23 protein-coding genes are annotated in these 22,838 nt (G+C 43.8%); 15 read left to right on the top strand and 8 right to left on the bottom strand.

All coding sequences use genetic code 11. The features are described from left to right. The first annotated feature begins 33 nt into the window (after positions 1 to 33). Complete coding sequence (locus GGR07_RS06125) at positions 34 to 2,331, top strand: GH92 family glycosyl hydrolase (RefSeq protein WP_256680612.1); 2,298 nt, start codon at positions 34 to 36, stop codon at positions 2,329 to 2,331. 161 nt (positions 2,332 to 2,492) lie between these two features. Here the strand turns inward: GGR07_RS06125 and GGR07_RS06120 are convergent, their stop codons facing one another. From GGR07_RS06120 to dnaE, 3 genes are all read right to left on the bottom strand, one after another. After that, positions 2,493 to 2,831 (bottom strand): hypothetical protein, encoded by a 339-nt coding sequence (locus GGR07_RS06120; RefSeq protein WP_034543299.1) that lies wholly within the window; start codon positions 2,829 to 2,831, stop codon positions 2,493 to 2,495. A 49-nt stretch (positions 2,832 to 2,880) separates the two neighbouring features. Further along, positions 2,881 to 3,195, bottom strand: a complete 315-nt coding sequence (trxA, locus tag GGR07_RS06115) for a thioredoxin (protein WP_021647066.1) — start codon at positions 3,193 to 3,195, stop codon at positions 2,881 to 2,883. Positions 3,196 to 3,261: 66 nt separating this feature from the next. Further along, positions 3,262 to 7,071 carry a DNA polymerase III subunit alpha gene (gene dnaE, locus GGR07_RS06110; protein WP_034543297.1) on the bottom strand — a complete coding sequence of 1,270 codons (3,810 nt, stop codon included), beginning with the start codon at positions 7,069 to 7,071 and terminating at the stop codon, positions 3,262 to 3,264. Between the two features lie 167 nt (positions 7,072 to 7,238). Between dnaE and GGR07_RS06105 the strand changes: the two genes are divergently transcribed. From GGR07_RS06105 to GGR07_RS06095, 3 genes are all read left to right on the top strand, one after another. Beyond that, complete coding sequence (locus tag GGR07_RS06105; protein WP_021647064.1) at positions 7,239 to 7,925, top strand: phosphatidylserine decarboxylase family protein; 687 nt, start codon at positions 7,239 to 7,241, stop codon at positions 7,923 to 7,925. A gap of 12 nt (positions 7,926 to 7,937) precedes the next feature. Beyond that, on the top strand, positions 7,938 to 8,645 hold the full coding sequence (gene pssA, locus GGR07_RS06100) for a CDP-diacylglycerol--serine O-phosphatidyltransferase (RefSeq protein WP_034543274.1): 708 nt from the start codon (positions 7,938 to 7,940) through the stop codon (positions 8,643 to 8,645). A 66-nt stretch (positions 8,646 to 8,711) separates the two neighbouring features. Next, positions 8,712 to 9,023, top strand: coding sequence for a DUF4834 family protein (locus GGR07_RS06095; RefSeq protein ID WP_021647062.1), 312 nt, complete (start codon positions 8,712 to 8,714; stop codon positions 9,021 to 9,023). A 9-nt stretch (positions 9,024 to 9,032) separates the two neighbouring features. Here the strand turns inward: GGR07_RS06095 and GGR07_RS06090 are convergent, their stop codons facing one another. Together GGR07_RS06090 and GGR07_RS06085 are read right to left on the bottom strand one after the other, a co-directional pair. Then, positions 9,033 to 9,473: a nucleoside deaminase gene (locus tag GGR07_RS06090; RefSeq protein WP_034543294.1), complete on the bottom strand. Its 441-nt coding sequence runs from the start codon at positions 9,471 to 9,473 to the stop codon at positions 9,033 to 9,035. A gap of 4 nt (positions 9,474 to 9,477) precedes the next feature. Then, a complete protein-coding gene (locus GGR07_RS06085) occupies positions 9,478 to 9,711 on the bottom strand; it encodes a hypothetical protein (protein ID WP_034543272.1) in 234 nt (77 codons plus the stop codon). A gap of 122 nt (positions 9,712 to 9,833) precedes the next feature. On the opposite strand from GGR07_RS06085, the gene GGR07_RS06080 reads away from it, so the two are divergent. From GGR07_RS06080 to GGR07_RS06065, 4 genes are all read left to right on the top strand, one after another. Beyond that, positions 9,834 to 10,199 carry a YraN family protein gene (locus GGR07_RS06080; RefSeq protein ID WP_021647059.1) on the top strand — a complete coding sequence of 122 codons (366 nt, stop codon included), beginning with the start codon at positions 9,834 to 9,836 and terminating at the stop codon, positions 10,197 to 10,199. A 17-nt stretch (positions 10,200 to 10,216) separates the two neighbouring features. Further along, the gene (locus GGR07_RS06075; RefSeq protein ID WP_034543270.1) at positions 10,217 to 10,573 is read left to right on the top strand and encodes an MmcQ/YjbR family DNA-binding protein; all 357 of its coding nucleotides are present in this window, start codon (positions 10,217 to 10,219) and stop codon (positions 10,571 to 10,573) included. Continuing rightward, positions 10,557 to 11,315 carry a biotin--[acetyl-CoA-carboxylase] ligase gene (locus tag GGR07_RS06070; RefSeq protein WP_034543267.1) on the top strand — a complete coding sequence of 253 codons (759 nt, stop codon included), beginning with the start codon at positions 10,557 to 10,559 and terminating at the stop codon, positions 11,313 to 11,315. The genes GGR07_RS06075 and GGR07_RS06070 overlap by 17 nt, the downstream gene beginning before the upstream one ends. Before the next feature lie 71 nt (positions 11,316 to 11,386). Beyond that, complete coding sequence (locus GGR07_RS06065; RefSeq protein ID WP_034543265.1) at positions 11,387 to 13,120, top strand: S41 family peptidase; 1,734 nt, start codon at positions 11,387 to 11,389, stop codon at positions 13,118 to 13,120. Between the two features lie 29 nt (positions 13,121 to 13,149). Here GGR07_RS06065 and GGR07_RS06060 read toward each other — a convergent pair whose 3' ends face one another. From GGR07_RS06060 to GGR07_RS06050, 3 genes are all read right to left on the bottom strand, one after another. Then, positions 13,150 to 13,833, bottom strand: coding sequence for a tetratricopeptide repeat protein (locus GGR07_RS06060; RefSeq protein ID WP_021647055.1), 684 nt, complete (start codon positions 13,831 to 13,833; stop codon positions 13,150 to 13,152). 197 nt (positions 13,834 to 14,030) lie between these two features. After that, positions 14,031 to 14,483, bottom strand: coding sequence for a hypothetical protein (locus tag GGR07_RS06055; protein WP_021647054.1), 453 nt, complete (start codon positions 14,481 to 14,483; stop codon positions 14,031 to 14,033). A gap of 92 nt (positions 14,484 to 14,575) precedes the next feature. Continuing rightward, positions 14,576 to 15,241 carry a DUF6261 family protein gene (locus GGR07_RS06050; RefSeq protein ID WP_034543263.1) on the bottom strand — a complete coding sequence of 222 codons (666 nt, stop codon included), beginning with the start codon at positions 15,239 to 15,241 and terminating at the stop codon, positions 14,576 to 14,578. Between the two features lie 119 nt (positions 15,242 to 15,360). Here GGR07_RS06050 and GGR07_RS06045 point away from each other — a divergent pair, with 119 nt between their 5' ends. The 7 genes from GGR07_RS06045 (at position 15,361) to GGR07_RS06015 (ending at position 22,733) form a co-directional block, all read left to right on the top strand. Then, positions 15,361 to 16,683, top strand: coding sequence for an MATE family efflux transporter (locus GGR07_RS06045; RefSeq protein WP_021647052.1), 1,323 nt, complete (start codon positions 15,361 to 15,363; stop codon positions 16,681 to 16,683). A 111-nt stretch (positions 16,684 to 16,794) separates the two neighbouring features. After that, on the top strand, positions 16,795 to 17,505 hold the full coding sequence (gene pyrH / locus GGR07_RS06040) for a UMP kinase (protein WP_021647051.1): 711 nt from the start codon (positions 16,795 to 16,797) through the stop codon (positions 17,503 to 17,505). A gap of 541 nt (positions 17,506 to 18,046) precedes the next feature. Next, positions 18,047 to 18,520: an arginine repressor gene (locus tag GGR07_RS06035; RefSeq protein ID WP_034543291.1), complete on the top strand. Its 474-nt coding sequence runs from the start codon at positions 18,047 to 18,049 to the stop codon at positions 18,518 to 18,520. A 27-nt stretch (positions 18,521 to 18,547) separates the two neighbouring features. Continuing rightward, positions 18,548 to 19,126 carry a GNAT family N-acetyltransferase gene (locus tag GGR07_RS06030; protein ID WP_021647048.1) on the top strand — a complete coding sequence of 193 codons (579 nt, stop codon included), beginning with the start codon at positions 18,548 to 18,550 and terminating at the stop codon, positions 19,124 to 19,126. A gap of 19 nt (positions 19,127 to 19,145) precedes the next feature. Further along, on the top strand, positions 19,146 to 20,357 hold the full coding sequence (locus GGR07_RS06025; protein WP_021647047.1) for an argininosuccinate synthase: 1,212 nt from the start codon (positions 19,146 to 19,148) through the stop codon (positions 20,355 to 20,357). Positions 20,358 to 20,383: 26 nt separating this feature from the next. After that, complete coding sequence (argC, locus tag GGR07_RS06020) at positions 20,384 to 21,352, top strand: N-acetyl-gamma-glutamyl-phosphate reductase (RefSeq protein ID WP_021647046.1); 969 nt, start codon at positions 20,384 to 20,386, stop codon at positions 21,350 to 21,352. Positions 21,353 to 21,611: 259 nt separating this feature from the next. Further along, positions 21,612 to 22,733 carry an aspartate aminotransferase family protein gene (locus GGR07_RS06015; RefSeq protein ID WP_021647044.1) on the top strand — a complete coding sequence of 374 codons (1,122 nt, stop codon included), beginning with the start codon at positions 21,612 to 21,614 and terminating at the stop codon, positions 22,731 to 22,733. The last annotated feature ends 105 nt before the right edge of the window (positions 22,734 to 22,838 follow it).

Genomic DNA, 22,838 nt, shown 5'->3' with positions numbered 1-22,838 from the left:
CTCTGCCAACTTAAAACAAAAAAACAGAGAAGTATTTATCATAAATCATACAGCATGAAAAGAATCTTACTTAGTATGTATCTCCTCGGTCTGACGGTTATCACCCAAGCCAAAGACCTGACGCAATATGTCAACCCGTTGATGGGAACACAATCGACATTCGAGTTGTCCACAGGAAACACATATCCCGCCATCGCACGCCCTTGGGGGATGAATTTCTGGACGCCCCAGACAGGAAAGATGGGAGACGGTTGGCAGTATGTGTACACCGCCAACAAGATCAGGGGATTCAAACAGACGCATCAACCCAGCCCTTGGATCAATGACTACGGACAATTCTCCCTCATGCCTGTGGTAGGCAAACCGGTGTTCGACGAGGAGAAGCGCGCGAGCTGGTTCTCGCACAAGGCAGAAGAAGCGACTCCTTATTATTATAAGGTATATCTGGCAGAACACGATGTAGTGACGGAGTTCTCCCCTACGGAACGTGCAGCTATCTTCCGCTTCACTTTCCCCGAAAGCGAGCATTCGTACATCGTAGTCGACGCGTTCGATAAAGGCTCGTACGTCAAAGTGATGCCGGAAGAGCGAAGAATCATCGGATATACCACCCGCAACAGCGGAGGCGTACCCGCAAACTTCAAAAACTACTTCATCATCGAATTCGATAAGCCTTTTGCTTACCGTGCTACCGTGAATAACGGAACCATCGAAGAGAAGCAAACGGAGCAGACTACCGACCATGCCGGAGCCATTATCGGCTTCCACACTCGCCGGGGCGAGCAGGTGCATGCCCGGGTAGCGTCATCTTTTATCAGTTTGGAGCAAGCGGAGCGCAATATGCGGGAACTGGGTACGGACAACCTCGAGCAGATTTGCGAAAAAGGGAGAAAGGCTTGGAACGATGTGCTCGGAAAGATTGAGGTGGAAGGCGGGGAGACCGACCAATACCGCACTTTCTATTCTTGCCTGTATCGGTCGTTACTCTTTCCGCGTAAGTTTTACGAACTCAATGCCGACGGAGAACCTGTTCATTACAGCCCTTACAACGGGCAGGTGTTGCCCGGATACATGTACACCGATACGGGATTCTGGGATACGTTCCGCTGCCTGTTCCCCTTGCTCAACCTCATGTATCCTTCCGTCAACAAAGAGATGCAGGAAGGACTCGTCAACACTTATAAGGAGAGCGGCTTCTTTCCCGAATGGGCAAGTCCGGGACACAGAGGATGCATGATTGGGAACAACTCGGCTTCCGTATTGGCCGACGCTTATCTGAAAGGCGTGAAAGTGGACGATGTGAAGACACTGTACGAAGGACTGCTGCACGGAACGGAGAATGTACATCCCGAAGTATCTTCTACCGGAAGGCTGGGACATGAGTATTACAATAAGCTCGGCTATGTGCCCTACGATGTGGAAATCAATGAGAACACCGCCCGCACACTGGAGTATGCTTACAACGACTGGTGCATCTACCGCATGGCAAAGGAGCTGAAACGCCCGAAAAAGGAAATCGCTCTTTTTGCCAAACGCGCGATGAACTACAAAAACGTATTCGACAAAGAGAGCCGGCTGATGCGCGGGCGCAATGCCGACGGCACGTTTATGGCTCCCTTCTCGCCGTTGAAATGGGGCGATGCTTTCACCGAAGGAAACAGTTGGCACTATTCATGGTCGGTATTCCACGATCCGCAGGGGCTCATCGACCTGATGGGCGGCAGGAAGATGTTCGTCGCCATGCTCGACTCCGTATTCTCCGTACCGCCTCTCTTCGATGAAAGTTATTACGGACAAGTGATTCACGAAATACGCGAAATGACCGTGATGAATATGGGCAATTACGCTCACGGCAACCAGCCCATACAGCACATGATCTATCTGTACAATTATGCCGGCCAGCCGTGGAAAGCTCAATATTGGCTGCGTGAAGTGATGAACCGCATGTACACTCCGCAAGCCGACGGTTATTGTGGCGACGAAGACAACGGACAAACCTCGGCCTGGTACGTGTTCTCCGCTTTAGGGTTCTACCCCGTCTGCCCGGGAACGGACGAGTATGTGGCAGGCGCTCCTTTGTTCAGAAAAGCCACACTGCACTTCGAGAACGGAAAGAAGCTCACCATCGAAGCGCCGGAAAACAGCAAAGAGAATGTCTACATCGACTCGATGGAGTGGAACGGAAACAATTATACCAAGAACTTCTTCCGCCACGAAGATCTCTTGAACGGAGGAACGATCTTCGTTAGCATGAGCGACCACCCGAGCCACGACAGAGGGACAAAAGAGAAAGAAGCACCTTATTCATTCTCCAGAGAATTAGCAGAATGACATCTCGGCAAAACTCACAAATGGCTAGAGAGGGAAAACATATCAAGGTTACAAAGGCATCTATTTTCAGCAATTAACAAGGCTACCTCATTTATCTTTTTGAAGTAGCCTTGCTGAATCAGATTATGTGTTCTTACAATGGATATGAAGCTAAAGACAAATCAGTCTCCCTCTTCGTCTAAAGACTCTGCATATTCCATTTCTCCTTGAACTACAAAGAGAATATCTTCGGGATCGTATTGCCCCATTCCATCTTTTCGGGACTCTTCCATGACGTATGCCACGATTGCTTCCAAATCCACTTCCACATAGCCATCTTTATCTGGTTGTACATCAAGAATTCCGCTTTCCGAATAATACTCATCAATCAAATCGATAAAATAATGCAATTCGTCATCCGAGAATCTCTCTTTCAGTTCTTGGGGCAAATAGTTTCTTATAAACTCAATTGTTTTTTCATCATCGGCATCCGCCAACAAAAAATCATCTTCCAATCCCATGTCTTTAAGCATTAAGTGATACGTAAATACAGAAAAAGCATCCGGTTTCTTAAAGCAGTTTCTCTATTTTTTCCACAAAAACGGATTTGCTCACAGCACCTACCTGCTTGTCTACAATCTCACCGTTTTTGAAGAATAGTACCGTAGGAATATTTCTGATTCCGTACTCAGCAGAGACTTCATCGTTTTCATCAACATCACATTTTCCGACAACTATCTGTCCTTTATATTCCTCTGCCAATTCTTCAATGATAGGACCTACCATTTTGCAAGGACCGCACCAAGGAGCCCAAAAATCTATAACCACGGGCTTACCTTCGGCCAACACTTCTTTGTAATTGCTGTTTGTAATTTCTAAAGCCATTCTTTTATAATTTTAATATATGAATATAACGCCATTATTATAATAATGTTCACACTGCAAATATAATTAATTAATGTGGAATCCCAGTTCAGGACGTTCATTTAAATAAGATATCAACTCTTTGCCTACCGACAGCTTCACCGGACGCGAAAACAGGTCAATATGCATACGATTCATATCCGTGTCATCGGTTACTTTGAAATAAAGCTCGGTCGTGCCGGGACTGTCTTTAATCAAAGTAGAAAGCTCGGTAATCAAAGCTGAATTCAACACGGACAAAGGAATAAGAATAGTCATCTTTTGTACCAACTCTTCTTTCACATCCGGCAAAAGTTCGATAGAGGTAATCTTAATTTCCAATTCATCTTTCCTCCATTGTTTCGGCTGGCAGCGCGCCTTGATATATAAGAAGGTACCTTCATGGAGATAGCCTTGATAAGCAACCCAGTCGTTTCCCCAGAAAGGAATCTCAGCCGAACCGGAATAATCTTCTATTTTAGCTATCCCATACGGATTTCCATTTTTGCTAACACCCTTACGAACGCTGGTCACGATGCCTCCCATAGTAATTTCCCGTCCTGATAACGCCGCTTTATCATCAAGTTCTGCCATACGTGTATTGCATACATGCTCCAACACAATAGAAAACTCATCCAACGGATGGGCGGAAATGTAGATTCCTACTAACTCCCGTTCCCGGTTCAAGCGTTCAAGGTCGTTCCACCTTTCCACATCTTGAGGAATTTCAGGAGTTGCAATATCAATCAGATTTTCACCACCAAATAGAGAGTTGACTGCAGAGGCTTTATCTGCCTGATAGCGATTCCCATACCGCATCAGCGTTTCCAGAAAAACCTCACCTCTGGAGTTGACAGCAAAGTATTGTTCCCGTTTCAATTCCGGGAAACTGTCAAAACCACCAGCCAAAGCTAGACACTCCATATTTTTTTTATTACAGGCATTCAGATTTACACGCTGCACAAAATCAAAAATCCCCTTGAATGGTCCATTCTTCTGACGCTCGTCCACAATACTTTGCACAGCAGCCTCTCCTACACCTTTCACTGCACCTAATCCAAAACGGATATTGCCTTCGTGGTTTACCGTAAACTTCAGGTTACTTTCATTCACGTCTGGCCCAAGAGTTTGAATACCCATCGCTTTACATTCGTCCATCAACTTAGTGATATCCGTAATGTTTGACAAACTCCGGCTCATCACTGCAGCCATATACTCAGGCGGATAGTTGGCTTTCAGATAGGCTGTCTGATAAGCGACCCAAGAGTAGCAAGTTGCGTGCGATTTATTGAAAGCATAAGAAGCAAATTTTTCCCAGTCTGCCCAAATCTTCTCCAGCATTTTCGGATCGTACCCGTTCTTCTTTCCCCCTTCGATAAACTTAGGCTTCATGTGATCCAGTTTATCACGTAGCTTCTTACCCATCGCCTTACGAAGAGTATCAGACTCCCCACGAGTGAAGTCGGCAAGCAAGCGTGAAAGAAGCATCACCTGCTCCTGATAGACGGTAATGCCATATGTATCTTTCAGATATTTCTCCATAATGGGGATATCATATTCAATGGGCTTACGTCCATGTTTACGATCAATAAAGTCGGGAATATAATCCATCGGACCCGGACGGTACAGAGCATTCATAGCAATCAAATCCTCGAATGTAGAAGGTTTCAATTCACGTAAATACTTCTGCATTCCTGCCGACTCAAACTGGAATGTACCGATAGTACGTCCTTCACTATATAGTTTATAGGTAGCCTCATCATTCATATCAATTGTGTCGACATCAACCGTCTTCCCATACCGCAAACGAATATTCTCAACAGCCTCCTTAATAATAGAAAGGGTTTTCAACCCAAGAAAGTCCATTTTAATAAGCCCCGTATCTTCAATCACCGATCCCTCATATTGAGTGACAAGCATTTTTTCACCCGTTTCCTTATCATCTGCAGTGCTTACTGGTACCCAATCCGTAATATCATCCCGGCAAATAATGGTTCCACAAGCATGTACTCCTGTCCCCCGCACATTTCCCTCAAGCATTTTAGCATACTTAATCGTGTCCCGGACCAAAGGATCGGATGAAGCTTCAGCCGCTTGTAACTCTGGTACATATTCAATCGCATTCTTCAGATTCATTTTCTTATCCGGTATCTTATCCGGAATAAGCTTAGTCAAGCGGTCTGATTCTGCCAACGGAAGCTTTTGTACACGCGCAACGTCTTTAATGGCAAGCTTCGTAGCCATAGTCCCATAAGTAATAATGTGCGCCACCTTCTCCTGACCGTATTTATTCGTAACCCAACGAAGCACTTCTCCACGCCCATCATCATCAAAGTCAACATCAATATCGGGCAACGAAATTCGGTCGGGGTTAAGGAAGCGCTCAAAAAGCAAATCATACTGAATAGGATCTATCTGAGTTATTCCTAAGCAATAGGCGACAGCAGATCCTGCAGCAGAACCACGTCCAGGACCAACAGAGACTCCCAATTCTTCACGCGCCGCATTGATAAAATCCTGCACAATCAAGAAATAGCCCGGAAATCCCATTGTTTTCATTATATACAATTCGAAGTTAAGACGTTCTTTCACTTCATCAGTCAATTGTTCTCCATATTTTTTTCTGGCTCCATCGAATGCCAGCTTGGCTAAGTAATCGCCCTCTAGCTTGATACGATATAATTTATCATACCCACCTAATCCTTTAATCTTATTCTGTCCTTCCTCTTCACTCAATACCACATGTCCGTTCTCATCTTGTGTGAATTCATCGAACAAATCTTTTTCCGTATATTTCTGACGGTATCCTTCTTCCGTTCCAAATTCTTCAGGAATGGCAAAAGTCGGCATGATAGGCGCATGATCAATGGAATAATATTCCACCTTATCCAGAATCTCCAATGTATTGCTCAGAGCTTCAGGCACATCGGCAAATATCTCATTCATTTCCTCACGCGTTTTCATCCATTCCTGCTTAGTATAGAGCATACGTGTAGGGTCATCCAAATCTTTACCCGTACTAAGACAAATCAAACGGTCATGAGCTTCTGCATTTTCCTCATCAACAAAATGGACATCATTCGTACAAATTAGCTTGACGCCAAATTTCCGAGAATATTCAATCAGATGTTCATTTACCTTCACCTGCATCGGATAACATTCATGGTTGGCATGAGGAACAGTAGCTTTATGGCGTTGCATCTCAAGGTAGAAATCATCACCGAATACTTTTTTATACCATTGAATCGCTTCCTCAGCTTCTGCAAACTGACCGGCTGTAATCCGACGTGGAATTTCACCACCCAAGCAAGCAGTGCTGACAATCAAGCCTTCATGATATTTCTCTAATTCACTACGATCGGTACGCGGACGCATATAATAACCGCGCGTCCACGCATGCGATACCAATTTGATCAAATTATGGTATCCCTGCTTATTCTTGGCAAGTACCACTAAATGATAGCCACTTTGATCAGGTTTTCCCTCTTTTAAGTCCATCCTACGGCGAGCCACATACATCTCACACCCTATTATGGGCTTAAAAAGTTTGTTTTCTGCTTCTTTTATTTTTGTTTTACAAATATCTATCTCCGTCTTCTTCTCGTCGTCGCATTCCAGTGTATCGGTTTCCAATGCTGAAAGCCTCTTTTTCAGTGCCTTTATTTCTCCTTGAAGCCCGCTATTTTTCTTATTAACATAGTTAGTAAACTCCTTAATACCAAACATACTTCCATGATCGGTCACAGCAATTCCTTTCATGCCGTTTTGCATGGCTTTGTCAACCAAGCGGCTGACACTAGCCTGCCCATCCAAAAGAGAATATTGTGTATGAACATGTAAATGGACAAAATCCTGCATAATAATACTGATAAGTAGATAAATTAATGCCATAAAATTACTGCCTCCCCCATTATAAACCAAAATAATCTCCAAAAAGTTATCAACACTCTTATTTCTATCCCCATTTACTTGCTGATTCTTTAAAATAACTCTATTTTTGCACCAAATATCATTAAAGAGCATACATGAGCCGACTGAAAAAATTAAAAAAGATACGCATTCATCGCGAAGGAACACATATATTAGCGGGTAGCCTACTGTTATTGTTATTGATCAATGCCGCCTTCTACTGGGGGATGGACTGCAAAATACCTTTCTACACAGTGTTAGTTATCAGCATTTCGTTTTATTTGTTGATGGTTAACTTTTTCCGTTGCCCCATCCGTTTCTTCGGTGAAGAAACCGAAAAAATCGTCGTGGCTCCTGCAGATGGGAAAATTGTAGTGATAGAAGAGGTGGAAGAAAATGAATACTTCCATGATCGCCGATTAATGATTTCAATCTTTATGAGCATTGTAAACGTTCATGCCAACTGGTATCCCGTAGACGGAACAATCAAGAAGGTATGCCATCATAACGGTAATTTCATGAAGGCTTGGTTGCCAAAGGCCAGCACCGAGAACGAGCGTTCCACTATTGTTATCGAAACACCGGAGGGAACGGAGATACTGACCCGCCAAATCGCTGGTGCTATAGCACGCCGAATCGTAACTTACGCCGAAGCAGGCGAAGAGTGTTATATCGACGAACACATGGGATTCATCAAATTCGGTTCTCGTGTAGACGTATATCTGCCTCTTGGTACAGAAGTTTGCGTTTCTATGGGACAACTGACAACCGGTAACCAAACGGTTATTGCCAAACTCAAATAATTAATTTCGAGAATGACACATGTTATAAAAAGAAATCTTCCAAACACTGTTACTTGCTTGAATCTTTTTTCGGGCTGTATCGCTTGTGTTATGGGATTCCAATCCCAATATGATTTGGCTTTACTTTTTATTATTTTAAGTGCCGTTTTCGATTTCTTTGACGGAATGCTGGCTCGCCTGCTTCACGCACACTCTTCCATTGGAAAAGATTTAGACTCATTGGCTGATAATGTGAGTTTTGGAGTTGCCCCTTCATTGATTGCTTTTTCCATTTTCAAAGAAATGTACTATCCACCAAGCATTACCTTTTTGGCTTCTCACCTGCCATATGCAGCTTTTCTTATATCTGTGTTTTCGGCTCTACGCTTAGCCAAATTCAATAACGACACACGGCAAACCACATCCTTCATCGGGCTTCCAGTCCCTGCCAATGCATTGTTTTGGGGAGCTTTGGCAGTAGGAACACACTCCTTTCTTATTTCCGATTTTTGCCATCCTTTTTATTTATTATTTTTGGTATGTCTCTCTTCTTGGCTGTTAGTATCGGAGATTCCTATGTTCTCTCTGAAGTTCAAAAACTTCTCTTGGCAGGACAATAAAATCAGCTTCATTTTTCTGATAGGGTGCATACCTCTCCTTGCATTATTAGGGATAAGCGGTTTTGCATCAATTATCGTATGGTATGTTCTACTTTCTCTTCTGACAAGAAAAGAGAAATAAACAAAATTCCGGCACGAATGTTGTAGATATAAACTATATCGTGTATTATATCAAAGCTAAAGTCTCATGAGTATACTTTTATTTCTACTCTTCTTTTTATTTATAGTTCTCTTATTCGGACTATCTATCATAATAACCATTCTAAGAGCTATTTTGGGATTCGGCCGCAATTCATCCCGACATAAGCATACAAACTTTGAACAGAGAAATACCCATCAAGATGCAAATAAAAAAGCAAAATCTTATTCTGGATATTACGATTATGAGGTGAATGATTTTTCTGATGGTGAGGAAAAACAAAACCAGAAAAAAATATTCAGCAAAGACGAAGGTGAGTATGTGGATTTTGAAGAAATAAAGGACGACTCTTCTTCATAATAAAAGAAATTATCTTTTTCTTTTATCGACAAAAAAGTCTTTCATCAATGCAGTACAATGCTCTGCCAATACTCCTTTAACAACTTCCGTTTTAGGATGTAAAGATTGAGCTGCATATTTTTGATATCCGCGTTTCTTATCCTCTGCGCCAAATACAAGTTTCCCCATTTGTGCCCAGGCAATAGCTCCCGCACACATTACACACGGCTCTATGGTTACGTAAAGAGTACATTCATTTAAGTATTTTCCACCAAGTACGTTGGCGGCAGCAGTAATAGCTTGCATCTCAGCATGGGCCGTCACATCATTCAACGTTTCAGTCAAATTATGTGCCCGGGCAATGATCCGCTCCTTGCAAACAATCACAGCCCCCACAGGAACCTCCCCTCTTTCGGCAGCTTTCGAGGCCTCTATTAAGGCTTGTTTCATAAAATATGCGTCATCCAATATCATATTAACGTCTCATATCATGTTCACCAAAAAGAGTCGGATAATCTTCTTCCATATTTCTGTGGATGAACATCAAAATCGTTTCGCGCAGCCAACGCGATTTATTTGTTATCTTATATTTTGCCAAATAGCGATCAACGATTAATTGTTCATCTTCACTCAGCAAAATACTCATACGGCGTTCGCGTTTGACACACTCCGGATATAAATTGGGGCTTCTTCGACTCTTTTTTTTCATATCTTCTGCAAAATTACTTTTACTTCTTAAAAAACAAAGAATAAAAACAGTAAATTTGCAATGATGAGTCTAAATTATAGCCATTTATATATATATAAAAGATACAGAATAAATATTCAATCATGGCAGCGCATAATGATTTGGGGAAAGCAGGAGAGGACGCTGCAACCCTTTACCTGAGAAAGAAAGGCTATGTTATTCTTCACCGCAACTGGAGAAGAGGGCATTTGGAGTTAGACATTGTAGCAGAAAAGAATAACAAACTGATCGTTGTGGAAGTGAAAACCCGCAAAGACACACAGTTCGCTCTTCCTCAAGATGCAGTGGGTGCATTGAAAATAAGGCGGACTGTACGCGCCACTGACACATATATGAAATTGTTTCAAATCGATGTTCCGGTACAATTCGATATAATAACTCTAATAGGTGATAAAGCAAACTTTAAAATAGAACACATAGAAGAAGCTTTTTATCCACCTTTATTCTAAAACGTTAAGAAACACTTATGAACATAGAATCTGTCAGAGAATATTGCCTGAGAAAAAAAGGCGTCACCGAATCTTTTCCATTTAATGAAACCTCTTTGGTTATGAAAGTAATGAGCAAAATGTTTGCTCTTATCGATCTCGAAAAAGCCAACTCCGTAGCTCTCAAATGCGATCCGGAACGTGCCATTGATTTACGCGAGCATTATGAAGGGATTGAGGGTGCCTATCATTTCAATAAGAGACATTGGAACAACGTCCGATTAGATAAAGATGTAAACGACGTACTGCTGAAAGAACTGATAGACCACTCATACGAAGAAGTAATAAAGAAATTCACCAAAAAATTGCGTACTGAATATGATGCCATTGCATGAATCGCTCCCTATGCCGTTAATACATCTCAGTAAAACTATATCTACGAATACATGGATTCAACAATTATGTGATCGGCAAAGCGTAGAGGCATGGACTACCGTTCTGTCCGATTTCCAAACCTCAGGAAGAGGACAGCGGGGTAATTCATGGGAATCGGATGATTCAAAAAACTTATTATTCAGTTTTGTCATCTTCCCTGATTTCCTCGAAGCGAACCGACAATTCCTTATCTCCCAGATTGTATCTTTAGCCATAAAAGAAGAATTGGATACTTATACGGAGGGTTTTTCCATCAAATGGCCGAACGACATCTATTGGGAAAACAAAAAAATAGCAGGCATTCTTATCGAACATGATCTGATGGGACAAAACCTCTGCCGAAGCATTGTAGGTGTTGGGCTCAACGTGAACCAAGAGGCTTTCCACAGTTCTGCCCCAAATCCTGTTTCATTATTCCAAATTACAAAAAAACAATACGAGACCATTGACATATTGAGAAACATCATGCTCCGGATTCAGTCTTACTATCGGAAGCTATGCATGAATAATGTCGACTCAATCGAGAAACGTTATAAAGAAGCACTTTTCAGAAAAGAAGGTTTCTATCCGTACAAAGATGCTACCGGAGAGTTTTGTGCACGAATAATAAACGTAGAACCTCAAGGAAAGCTGATTCTGGAAGATAAAAACTTAACAAAGAGAGGATATATGTTTAAGGAAGTAGAATATTTATCAATATAACATCATACAACTATCAAATTAAGCATTATCTTTGGCAATTATTTTTGTTATCTAAAAATTGTTTTAACCCAATGACAACAATATCTTATAAATTATCCGGCATTTTGCTTACCTTGCTGACAGTTATTCTAATCTCCTGTAAAGATGATGAAACACTGCAAGGCAACGGAATTACAGAGCAGGAATGGGTCGAAGGCCAAACATATACAATCCCCGCGGGAAAAGAGAAAACTGTTGCCTTTACGGCAAAGGCCAGTTGGATTGCTCAAAGCAGCTCCACTGCATTAGTGTCACTCAATAAAAACTCCGGAGGAGCAGGAAAAAACACGCTAATCATAAGAACGCACAACTCATCGGATAAAGAAGCAATCATTACCATTCGCGTAAGCGGTTATAGCACCAAAAGCAGTTTTAAAGTCAAAATAAAGATTAATGAAGAGGATAAAGACAGGGAAATAAATGATCTTGTGAATAACTATCTAAAAGAAAAGTATTTATGGAATGAAGAGTATAAAACTCTTACTCCTGATTTTACCTTAGCCTACGATGATTTTGTGAAAGAAACACTCGGAAGCATGCGAACAAACAATTTAGATAAGAAAGTTTATCAAGGAATTGACGGAAAGATTTATTATTCATTATACTCCTATATACGTAAGCTTGATCCGGATTTACGCTCGAATACCCGAGCAGGAAAAGATAAGATAGAAAAAGAGAAAGAATACAGCTATGGTTTTGTCGGATTGCAACCTGTGCAAGAGCTCTCTTCATCAAAATGGTTCTTTGTGATACAAGGAGTACATCCCGGTTCATCGGCAGATCAAGCCGGCTTGAAACGAGGAATGGAAATACATAAAGTCGGTGGAGAGTCGATTTCTACAAAAGAATGGAAGGATATATATATCAGTTTGATAGCCGGTGATTCCCGGTCTACACAACAAGTGACCGATAAAGACGGAAGAGTTTATAACATCAACTCCGGCCCGATAGAAGTGAATCCTGTTATTTACAGTCATGTAAAGAATAACCATTCGCATAGAATCGGGTATTTGGTATATAGCAAATTCGATGCCGGATTCGATCAGGAATTGTTCGATGTATTCAAGAAATTCAAAAAAGAAAACATTACGGACCTCATTCTTGACCTTCGCTACAATGGAGGAGGGCATGTAATATCCGCTCAATTAATCTCCAGTTGCATTGCCGGGAGCGCATACGAGGGAGAGGTGTTTTCTTCATACCGATACAATGAGGAGCGAATGAAAGCAATCGGCAACAAAAAGAAAACAGACCCATTTTTATACTCCACATACAAAAATCTGAACACTTCGCTTGCTGAAGGGGCGGTGAACTTATCCAAGGTCTATTGCCTTGTGAGCGGGCAGACAGCCTCAGCCAGTGAGCTTGTGATTAATTCATTAAGAGGTATAGACATAGAAGTCATCCTCATCGGTGAGCGGACAAACGGCAAAAACGTAGGAATGGAAGGAACCGAGTTCACAACTAAAGCGGGAACCTACGAATTCTTTCCTATCACTTTTCAATCCTATAATGCCAAAGACTTTGGAGCCTATGAGAACGGATTCGACCCCGACCATATTATAAATGAGAATAATCCTCGAGGCAGAGAGTTTGAAGGATACAAAGAATTCGGTGCTGAAGACGAACCATTATACGGAAAAGCTATCAGTCTTATCACAGGGAAACCCTTTAGGATGGGGGGCAGCACACGGTCGGCAATAGAGCAACCAAGACTGACAACACTGCCGGTTCCTGAAACCCGACAGATCGGAATGATAAAATAAATTTTTAAAAAAGAGGTGAACCACAAATATCATCGGTTCACCTCTTTTTCTATAACAGAGATTTTATCTAATGTTCTCCGCGCCTCCGTAGACGAAAACTTTGATACTACTTTTTGCAAAGAAACGCGGGCGCGCTGATAGCCATTTAAAAAAAGCTGTGACATCTTGTTACGGTAACTGGCATACTGCATTCTTGTAGGAGCAGAAAGTTTTTTATACTCATTTTCCAATTGCTCTTTTTCTTTTTCTGCCATCAAGTAATAATAATTACCTAAAAATATATTCGCAGCCAGATTATCGGCATCCAACTGCAATATTTGTTCGTATATTCTGACTGCTTCTTTCTCATGCCCACGCCCTACTTGCATTTCAGCACAACTCTCCAAGTAGTTTACATTATCAGGCTGTTTCTGCAATAATTCTCTATAGAATAAATAGGCCTTATCGTAATTTCGATTCTTTTTATATCCTTCAGCCAACTCATGAGCCAACTTCGAAGCCATAGCATTGTTCTTATCCACATTTGTCCAATAGAACATCTCCGACCGTTCTATCTTAAGTTTGACAGCCTGACGAAAATAACTGATTGCCTGTCTCTGTTGTTCTGCTTCAATAGCAGCAGATACTTTAGACAGCATCTCATCGACAGACTGTGCCCCTACCATTACAGGCACCGAAAACAGAGAAAAAAGAATGAAAGTTAAGGTCTTCATAATCCGATATATAGCTACTTGATTTTGAAATATGCAAAGATAAAAAACAAAATATAAAACTGAAAACAAAGAATGCAAAAAACGCAGATATGCACTTCTCACGACAGAGATAACCCGCCCTTTTAGTGCAAATCTGCATTTTTTCAGAAAAGACTGAAACGGATATTTAGATTTCAGTCTATTTAAACTTATTCCATTTATTCGGCAGCAGACTCTAATGGCTGAATTTCATTCCATGGTTTGAAAGCAACCCGAACATCCTTATGCTCGTTGATAAGAAAAATCTGCTCCGGTTCTACCGAACGAATGAGGACTCCATTAATCTTCCAATACTTGATTGTCCACGACTTGGAATGACTGGCAATAAAATGCACTTTTGTGCCTTTCACAATTTCCGCCGGAGATTCCAATTGTTTAACCGTCCCTGAGACCTTATCTTCCGGAACCGGTATAGCCGAAAGCCCACCTTCACCCTGATCCACTCCGAATACCAACACAACTTTCTCTACTGCGGGAGGAAGAGGAGAATCATCGTCATCGTTGCAGGAAATCGAAAGAATCGTAAGTCCACACAACAAAATAATGGCAGGGAACAGAGATTTAATCCGCGTCCTTAAGCCAACTCTTTTTTTTCGCATAGATGTTTCCATAAGTTAATAGTTTAGTGTACAAGCAAATATACTGTTTTCTTATGAATAAACAACTGTTTGAATAATAAAAAGATGTTATAAGTATCCGAAAATTACAACAATCCTACGATTCTTTTCACCACAAGCTCGTTATGCGCCTCGAGCGATGTATGCAGATATTCACGGTAGCGTTTGTAATTTTCAATCAAAGTATGGTAGAGTTCCCGTGCATCATAAGAGATCTTTGCTTCACTCCGCTCCGGGTCTTGCCCAAATACCCGCTTGAAATTTTCATTGTCCGTGCGCATCTGCTCCACTTCCGGTTCCAAATTCAATGTTGCTACTTGCGAAGAAAAGCGGGAAGTAGTGAGATTGAAGACCAATTCATTTATTCCCTCCGTTTCCACCTGAAAGTTCATATAAGCCAGCGTTTCATACTTGCTCCACATCTCGTTCAACTGTTTGTAGGCCGCTTCTTCATTGGGGTCTGTAGTGAGTTCAAACATTTGCATCTTCCTGCGAAAGACCGAGAGGGCCTTATCGCGTGCACGATCGGCGAGCAAGATACTTTCCGACACACTGTCTTTGGGAATTGCGGCAAGAGCTTCTTTCAGTTCACCCGCCCGAGTACGCAATGTCTTGAGATATTTCTCAATAATGGGGAATGCGCTTAAATCAAGAGGAGGCTCACATGTATCTATTGCCTGAAGGTGTTGCTCTACAAGTTCTGCCAACTCATTCATCGAGAGTTTCGCAAGGTTAAAATCTTCGTTTCCCATACTTTTATTCTATCTTATTTTATTAATTCTTTGATTGCTACAAAGATACAATAAAAACACAAAAAATGTACCTTTGCCTGCGAAAAGAACAATCTCCACCCGAAAAGCGTTGCAATAAGATGACAGAAAAAAGACAAACTACCATAAACAGGCAAATTTTACAGATTGCACTCCCCTCAATCGTTTCCAATATTACCGTACCTCTTTTAGGACTTATCGATGTCGCTATCGTAGGACATCTGGGCGCTCCGGCTTATATCGGAGCTATTGCGGTAGGAGGTATGCTGTTCAATATCATTTACTGGATTTTCGGATTTCTGCGTATGGGTACAAGCGGAATGACTTCACAGGCATACGGACAGCACGATTTGAACGAGACTATCCGTCTGCTGCTACGTGCTGTCGGTGTGGGAATGTTTATTTCTTTCCTCCTGATTGTCTTTCAATATCCGATATTGAAAATAGCGTTCATACTGATACAAACTACTGAAGAAGTAAGAAATCTGGCTACAGTCTATTTCCGTATCTGTATTTGGGGAGCTCCTGCCACACTGGGGCTTTACGGCTTTGCGGGTTGGTTTATCGGCATGCAGAATTCGAGGTTTCCCATGTACATCGCCATCATTCAAAACATCATCAACATCTTCGCCAGTCTTTGTTTCGTTTATCTGCTGCACATGAAAGTAGAAGGGGTAGCTGCCGGAACGCTTATTGCCCAATATGCGGGATTCCTTATGGCTATCTGGCTCTGTCTGCGTTACTACCGCATCCACCGCAAACAAACATATTGGAAGGAAGTGATACGTAAGCAAGCCATGTACCGTTTCTTTCAGGTAAACCGGGATATTTTTCTCCGAACGCTCTGCCTGGTTATCGTCACCCTGTTTTTCACATCGGTGGGAGCAGCACAAGGAGAAATCATATTGGCAGTCAACACATTGCTTATGCAGCTATTCACTCTCTTCTCTTACGTCATGGACGGATTTGCCTATGCGGGCGAAGCGTTAGCGGGGCGACATATCGGTGCGCGTAACCGGACTGCACTTCGGAATACTGTCAGGCAACTCTTCCGCTGGGGCATTGGACTTTCTTCGAGCTTCACTCTGCTGTATGCCATCGGCGGAAACCTCCTTTTAGAATTACTCACCAACGAACGGTCGGTGATCGATGCGGCCGAAGAGTATTCCTATTGGGCCATAATCATTCCCATAGCGGGATTCGCTGCTTTCTTATGGGACGGAATCTTCATCGGTGCTACCGCTACGCGCGGCATGCTTTATTCGATGTTCATTGCCACCGGCGGTTTCTTCGCCGTATATTACACTTTCAACTCCTTTCTGGGAAACCATGCCCTCTGGCTTGCCTTTATTATCTACCTCTCGGCACGGGGCATTGCACAAACCGTACTCGGAAAGCGAATCTTAAGCACAACCGACGTATAACTATCCGTGGCAAGCAATCTCCGAACCGACACTCCACAACATTCTTCAAACAGTTTGCCTCCATTTTCATTTTTCTGTTGTATCTTTGTCTTAAACAAAAAATCAGAAAATATGGCAAAGTATAGAAGAGTTCTGCTGAAACTCAGCGGAGAAAGCCTGATGGGAGAAAAGCAATACGGCATTGACGAAAAGAGACTGGCTGAATATGCCACCCAGATTAAAGAGATTCACGAACAAGGCATACAAATAGGCATCGTAATCGGCGGAGGAAATATTTTTCGCGGACTGAGCGGAGCAGGACGAGGATTCGACCGTGTAAAAGGCGACCAGATGGGCATGCTGGCAACCGTTATCAACAGTCTGGCTCTGAGTTCCGCATTGGTGGCCGTCGGAGTAAAAACACGCGTGCTGACCGCCATACGCATGGAGCCTATCGGTGAGTTTTACAGTAAATGGAAAGCCATCGAATATATGGAAAGCGGCGAAGTAGTCATCATGTCCGCCGGAACGGGTAATCCCTTCTTCACCACAGACACCGGATCCTCACTCAGAGGCATTGAGATCGAAGCCGATGTAATGCTGAAAGGCACCCGGGTAGACGGAATTTATACTGCCGATCCGGAGAAAGATCCTACTGCCACTAAATTTGCCGACATCACTTACGATGAAGTATTAAGCCGTGGACTGAAAGCGATGGATCTGACAGCCACTTGTATGTGTAAAGAAAACAACCTGCCTATCATTGTGTTCGATATGGATACGCCGGGAAACCTGAAAAAAGTAATCACCGGCGAAGGAATAGGCACATTGGTACACAACTGATCGTTATCCGACACGCAGCACCCTTATCCGAAAACAACAAAAGAAAATCCGGGTGATGCATCCGTATGCAGATATTTGGCGACACCCCCATTCAGTCCCGCCCACAGGCGGCATCATTGAAACCCGACCGACAGGTATAAATGGCATCAAACGCAATCTACACCAATCGGCGGGCTTTCTTGTATAAACAGAAAACCTGAGATACTTGTAAAGCACATTTCAAATTGTCAAGAAGAAGTTCGGAATCAATGTTCCTCCGTATCTTTCATTCACACTTATCCGGCAATATCTCGTTTAGAAAAATAGAGATTTAATTTTAGGAAAATAGCTTTGAGAATGAAGTCCGCAAAAGTTTTAACCAGGCAGAGAAAACCCTTTGTGTGACTTTTTTGTATATATTATAGCATAGTGTTCAAATACTTTTGAATATTTATCGGAAAAATCATTCATTTTAATTGATTTATTCAAAAAAGGAATGATTTTATGTATTTTATTCGAAGATATTGCATATTTTTGCGCCAACAATCAGAATAATTATACAATGAAGAAGAAAGCAGACCGATTAGATGCCATCAAGATGATTATCTCCAGCCAGGAGATTGGCTCTCAAGAAGAGCTGCTGCAAGAGTTAGAGCAAGAAGGCTTTGAGCTGACACAAGCTACTCTCTCTCGCGACCTGAAGCAACTGAAAGTAGCCAAAGCGGCAAGCATGAGCGGTAAATACGTATATGTGCTGCCCAACGACATCATGTACAAGCGGGCTACTGAACAAACTCCCGGCGAAATGCTGCGCAGCAGTGGATTCATCTCACTTCAGTTTTCCGGCAACATTGCGGTAATACGCACCCGCCCCGGCTATGCCAGCAGCATGGCTTACGATATCGATTCGCAGATTTTCGATGAGATTCTGGGCACCGTGGCCGGAGACGACACCATCATGCTTGTTCTAAAAGAAGGAATTACACATGCCGCATTGCTTCGCAGCCTGTCTTTAATTATTCCGGACATTAAATAAACCATACTTCGTTTTATATCTCGAGAAATGGATACTCAACAAATAGATGTTATGGTAGCCGACGCCTCACATGAGGTTTATGTTGACACTATTTTAGAAACCATCCGGCAGGCTGCCGCTGTACGTGGCACCGGTATTGCCGAACGCACACACGAATACCTGACAACCAAAATCAAAGAAGGAAAAGCCATCATTGCGCTCTACGAAGAAACGTTTGCAGGGTTCACCTACATCGAATCGTGGGGGAACAAGCAGTATGTAGCCACTTCGGGGCTGATCGTTCATCCGGACTTCCGCGGACTGGGACTCGCCAAACGTATCAAGCAGGCTTCGTTCCAGCTGGCACGGTTGCGGTGGCCGAAAGCGAAGCTATTCAGTCTGACTTCGGGCGGGGCGGTGATGAAGATGAATACGGAGTTGGGCTATGTGCCTGTCACTTTCAACGAGCTGACCGACGACGACGCTTTCTGGAAAGGATGCGAAGGATGCGTCAATCATTCCATATTGATGGCCAAGGAGCGAAAATTCTGCATATGCACGGCTATGTTGTACGATCCGATGGATCCGAAAAACATTAAAAGAGAACAAGAGAGACAATTTTTTTAAGGAAAAGAAATACGGCACTATGGAGGAAAAAAAGAAGAAAAAAGTAGTGGTTGCATACAGCGGCGGGTTAGACACATCGTTCACCGTCATGTACCTCACCCGGGAAAAGGACTGCGAAGTGTACGCCGCCTGTGCGAACACCGGAGGATTCAGTGAAGAACAGCTGAAGACCAACGAAGAGAATGCCTACAAGTTGGGCGCGGTGAAATACGTCACTCTGGACGTAACGCAGGAGTATTACGAAAAGAGTTTGAAATACATGGTCTACGGAAATGTGTTGCGCAACGGCACTTATCCGGTCTCCGTAAGTTCGGAACGTATTTTTCAGGCACTGGCCATCGCACGATATGCCAACGAGATCGGGGCGGATGCCATTGCCCACGGATCTACGGGAGCGGGAAACGACCAGATTCGTTTCGATATGACCTTTCTCGTACTGGCTCCGAACGTAGAAATCATCACATTGACGCGCGACATGGCCTTGAGCCGTCAGGAAGAAATAGACTATCTGAACAAACATGGCTTCCATGCCGACTTTACCAAACTGAAATACTCCTACAACGTTGGCTTATGGGGAACATCCATCTGCGGAGGAGAAATTCTCGACTCGGCGCAGGGACTGCCGGAAAGCGCCTATCTGAAGCACGTGAAGAAAGAGGGTAGCGAACAGCTGCGCCTCACCTTCGAGAAAGGTGAACTGAAAGCCGTGAACGACGAAAGATTCGATGATCCCATTCAAGCGATTCTGAAAGTGGAAGAGATAGGCTCGGCTTACGGCATCGGGCGAGACATGCACGTGGGCGATACAATCATCGGCATTAAAGGGCGCGTAGGATTCGAAGCCGCCGCTCCGATGCTTATCATCGGCGCTCACCGTTTCCTCGAAAAGTATACATTAAGCAAGTGGCAGCAATATTGGAAAGATCAGGTAGCCAATTGGTATGGCATGTTCTTGCACGAAAGCCAGTATCTCGAACCGGTGATGCGCGACATTGAAGCGATGTTGCAAGAGAGCCAGCGTAATGTGAACGGCACGGCGATTCTCGAGCTGCGTCCTCTCTCCTTCTCCACCGTAGGTGTGGAGTCGGAAGACGATTTGGTAAAAACCAAGTTCGGAGAATACGGAGAGATGCAGAAGGGATGGACGGCGGAAGATGCCAAAGGCTTTATCAAAGTGACTTCCACCCCGCTTCGCGTCTATTACAACAACCACAAGGACGTGGAATTATAAATGGAGTAAACTTAAAAACTAATAACATGATAAAAGCAGGAATTATTGGTGGAGCAGGCTACACTGCGGGCGAACTGGTCCGTCTGTTGCTCAACCACCCGGAAACCAAAATCGTATTTATACACAGCAACAGCCATGCGGGCAAAAGAATAACGGATGTACACGAAGGACTGTACGGGGAAACCAGCCTCGTATTTACAGACGAACTGCCCCTGAACATGATTGATGTGCTTTTCTTCTGTACGGCTCATGGCGACACAAGAAAATTTCTGGAAAGCCACAACCTGCCGGAGAACCTGAAAATTATCGACCTCTCGATGGATTACCGCATACAAAGCGACGATCACGATTTCATCTATGGATTGCCGGAGCTGAACCGGCGCGCTACCTGCACGGCAAAGCACGTGGCAAATCCCGGATGCTTCGCCACCTGCATTTCGTTGGGGCTTCTCCCGCTGGCGAAGAACCTGATGCTGAAAGACGACGTGGCGGTCAACGCAATTACCGGAAGCACGGGAGCAGGCGTGAAACCCGGATCCACCACACATTTCAGCTGGAGGAACAATAATATCAGCGTATACAAAGCTTTCGATCATCAACATATTCCCGAAATCAAGCAATCGCTAAGACAACTGCAAAACAGTTTCAACGCAGAAATCGACTTCATCCCTTATCGGGGAGACTTCCCGCGTGGGATCTTCGCCACAATCGTAGTGAAAACGAGAGTCGGCATCGAAGAAATCGAGCGCATGTACGAAGAATATTACGAAAAAGACTCTTTTGTACACATCGTGAAAGAAAATATCGACCTGAAGCAGGTGGTGAATACGAACAAATGCCTGATTCACTTGGAAAAGCATGGCGACAAACTGCTCGTTATCTCTTGCATCGACAATCTGCTGAAAGGAGCCAGCGGTCAGGCTGTTCACAACATGAACCTGATGTTCAATCTCGAAGAAACCGTCGGGCTGCGGCTGAAGCCGAGCGCTTTCTGACACCATCAAAAGAAAGACCCTCGGGAAGGAGGCCGGTATGCACGCCATGGGCGTGCGCCAATCGACTGTCTCTTTTCGGCTTTCTTTCCAGAAGCACGAACATCTTTGGGCGGAAGCAACCGGCTCTGCACGTAACGAGTTGCGGAGATACGTACAAAAGCAATGCGGACAATGTGTCAGAGACGAGAGACCTTCGCACGCGATGCAGCTGTGGCAGTACGGCACACAACATTGAAGTATAAACGTTAATCAGTAAAAAATGAATTTATTCGACGTATATCCTTTGTATGACGTCAACATAGTAAAAGGAAAAGGAAGCAAAGTCTGGGACGACAAAGGCACGGAGTATCTCGACCTTTACGGAGGGCATGCCGTAATCTCCATCGGCCACTGCCACCCTCACTATGTGGAAATGATCAGCAAACAGGTATCGCAGCTCGGTTTTTATTCCAACTCGGTGATCAATCCGCTGCAACAACAGCTCGCCGAACGGTTGGGCAAGCTGTCGGGCTACGAAGAGTATTCGTTGTTTCTTGTCAACAGCGGAGCCGAAGCCAACGAGAACGCATTCAAACTGGCCTCGTTTCACAACAAACGCACGCGGATCGTTTCATTCGAAAAGGCTTTCCACGGGCGCACTTCACTGGCGGTAGAGGCTACAAACAATCCCGCCATCATCGCTCCGGTCAACCGTAACGGACATGTCACTTATCTCCCGCTGAACGACATCGAGTGTATGGAGCGCGAACTGGACAAAGGCGATGTTTGTGCGGTGATTATCGAAGGCATACAAGGTGTGGGCGGCGTACAGATTCCCTCCGCAGAATTCATACAGGCACTTCGCGAACGCTGTATTTCGACCGGAACAATTCTGATTCTGGACGAAATTCAAAGCGGATACGGACGCACCGGAAGATTCTTTGCCCATCAGTTTTGCGGCATCAAGCCCGACATCATCACAGTAGCCAAGGGCATCGGAAACGGATTCCCGATGGCAGGTGTCCTGATAAACCCGATGTTCACTCCCGTATACGGACAGTTGGGGACAACTTTCGGAGGCAATCATCTGGCATGTGCCGCCGGCCTTGCCGTGATAGATGTGATGGAACAGGAAAACCTGATGAGAAACGCTGCGCAAACAGGCGAATATCTGTTGCAGGAACTTCGCAAGCTCCCGAAAATCAAAGAAGTGCGCGGACGAGGATTAATGATCGGAGTCGAATTTGAAGAACCCGTAAAACAACTGCGCAGCAGGCTTATCTACGAGAAGCACGTATTCACCGGAGCAAGCGGCGCTAATGTGCTCAGGCTCTTGCCCCCGCTCTGCCTCAGCATGGAAGAAGCCGACGACTTTCTCACCTGCTTTGCCGGATTGCTTTAAGGGCATGTCCGGCAAAGAGCTTTCCTACTTTCGTAAATGCTTCAAACATCGGGAAGAGTATAAAAAATCATAGAATTCGCTCCGACAAACCGTTTTTTCATACCT

The sequence above is a fragment of the Bacteroides pyogenes genome (assembly GCF_014196225.1).
In the GTDB taxonomy this organism is placed as follows: Bacteria; Bacteroidota; Bacteroidia; order Bacteroidales; family Bacteroidaceae; genus Bacteroides; species Bacteroides pyogenes_A.
Note: the sequence above shows the minus strand (reverse complement) of the source record. Positions and strands in the feature narration are given on the sequence as shown.

What these genes read in the sequence shown, in the direction of transcription:
- pyrH (WP_021647051.1), top strand. Translation starts at nt 16,795, where the DNA reads ATGGCAAAGTATAGAAGAGTTCTGCTGAAACTCAGCGGAGAAAGCCTG.
- GGR07_RS06065 (WP_034543265.1), top strand. Translation starts at nt 11,387, where the DNA reads ATGACAACAATATCTTATAAATTATCCGGCATTTTGCTTACCTTGCTG.
- dnaE (WP_034543297.1), bottom strand. Translation starts at nt 7,071, where the DNA reads ATGCAGGATTTTGTCCATTTACATGTTCATACACAATATTCTCTTTTG.
- GGR07_RS06120 (WP_034543299.1), bottom strand. Translation starts at nt 2,831, where the DNA reads ATGGGATTGGAAGATGATTTTTTGTTGGCGGATGCCGATGATGAAAAA.
- GGR07_RS06070 (WP_034543267.1), top strand. Translation starts at nt 10,557, where the DNA reads ATGATGCCATTGCATGAATCGCTCCCTATGCCGTTAATACATCTCAGT.
- pssA (WP_034543274.1), top strand. Translation starts at nt 7,938, where the DNA reads ATGACACATGTTATAAAAAGAAATCTTCCAAACACTGTTACTTGCTTG.
- argC (WP_021647046.1), top strand. Translation starts at nt 20,384, where the DNA reads ATGATAAAAGCAGGAATTATTGGTGGAGCAGGCTACACTGCGGGCGAA.
- GGR07_RS06085 (WP_034543272.1), bottom strand. Translation starts at nt 9,711, where the DNA reads ATGAAAAAAAAGAGTCGAAGAAGCCCCAATTTATATCCGGAGTGTGTC.
- GGR07_RS06055 (WP_021647054.1), bottom strand. Translation starts at nt 14,483, where the DNA reads ATGGAAACATCTATGCGAAAAAAAAGAGTTGGCTTAAGGACGCGGATT.
- GGR07_RS06050 (WP_034543263.1), bottom strand. Translation starts at nt 15,241, where the DNA reads ATGGGAAACGAAGATTTTAACCTTGCGAAACTCTCGATGAATGAGTTG.
- trxA (WP_021647066.1), bottom strand. Translation starts at nt 3,195, where the DNA reads ATGGCTTTAGAAATTACAAACAGCAATTACAAAGAAGTGTTGGCCGAA.
- GGR07_RS06035 (WP_034543291.1), top strand. Translation starts at nt 18,047, where the DNA reads ATGAAGAAGAAAGCAGACCGATTAGATGCCATCAAGATGATTATCTCC.
- GGR07_RS06095 (WP_021647062.1), top strand. Translation starts at nt 8,712, where the DNA reads ATGAGTATACTTTTATTTCTACTCTTCTTTTTATTTATAGTTCTCTTA.
- GGR07_RS06105 (WP_021647064.1), top strand. Translation starts at nt 7,239, where the DNA reads ATGAGCCGACTGAAAAAATTAAAAAAGATACGCATTCATCGCGAAGGA.
- GGR07_RS06075 (WP_034543270.1), top strand. Translation starts at nt 10,217, where the DNA reads ATGAACATAGAATCTGTCAGAGAATATTGCCTGAGAAAAAAAGGCGTC.
- GGR07_RS06030 (WP_021647048.1), top strand. Translation starts at nt 18,548, where the DNA reads ATGGATACTCAACAAATAGATGTTATGGTAGCCGACGCCTCACATGAG.
- GGR07_RS06015 (WP_021647044.1), top strand. Translation starts at nt 21,612, where the DNA reads ATGAATTTATTCGACGTATATCCTTTGTATGACGTCAACATAGTAAAA.
- GGR07_RS06080 (WP_021647059.1), top strand. Translation starts at nt 9,834, where the DNA reads ATGGCAGCGCATAATGATTTGGGGAAAGCAGGAGAGGACGCTGCAACC.
- GGR07_RS06060 (WP_021647055.1), bottom strand. Translation starts at nt 13,833, where the DNA reads ATGAAGACCTTAACTTTCATTCTTTTTTCTCTGTTTTCGGTGCCTGTA.
- GGR07_RS06045 (WP_021647052.1), top strand. Translation starts at nt 15,361, where the DNA reads ATGACAGAAAAAAGACAAACTACCATAAACAGGCAAATTTTACAGATT.
- GGR07_RS06025 (WP_021647047.1), top strand. Translation starts at nt 19,146, where the DNA reads ATGGAGGAAAAAAAGAAGAAAAAAGTAGTGGTTGCATACAGCGGCGGG.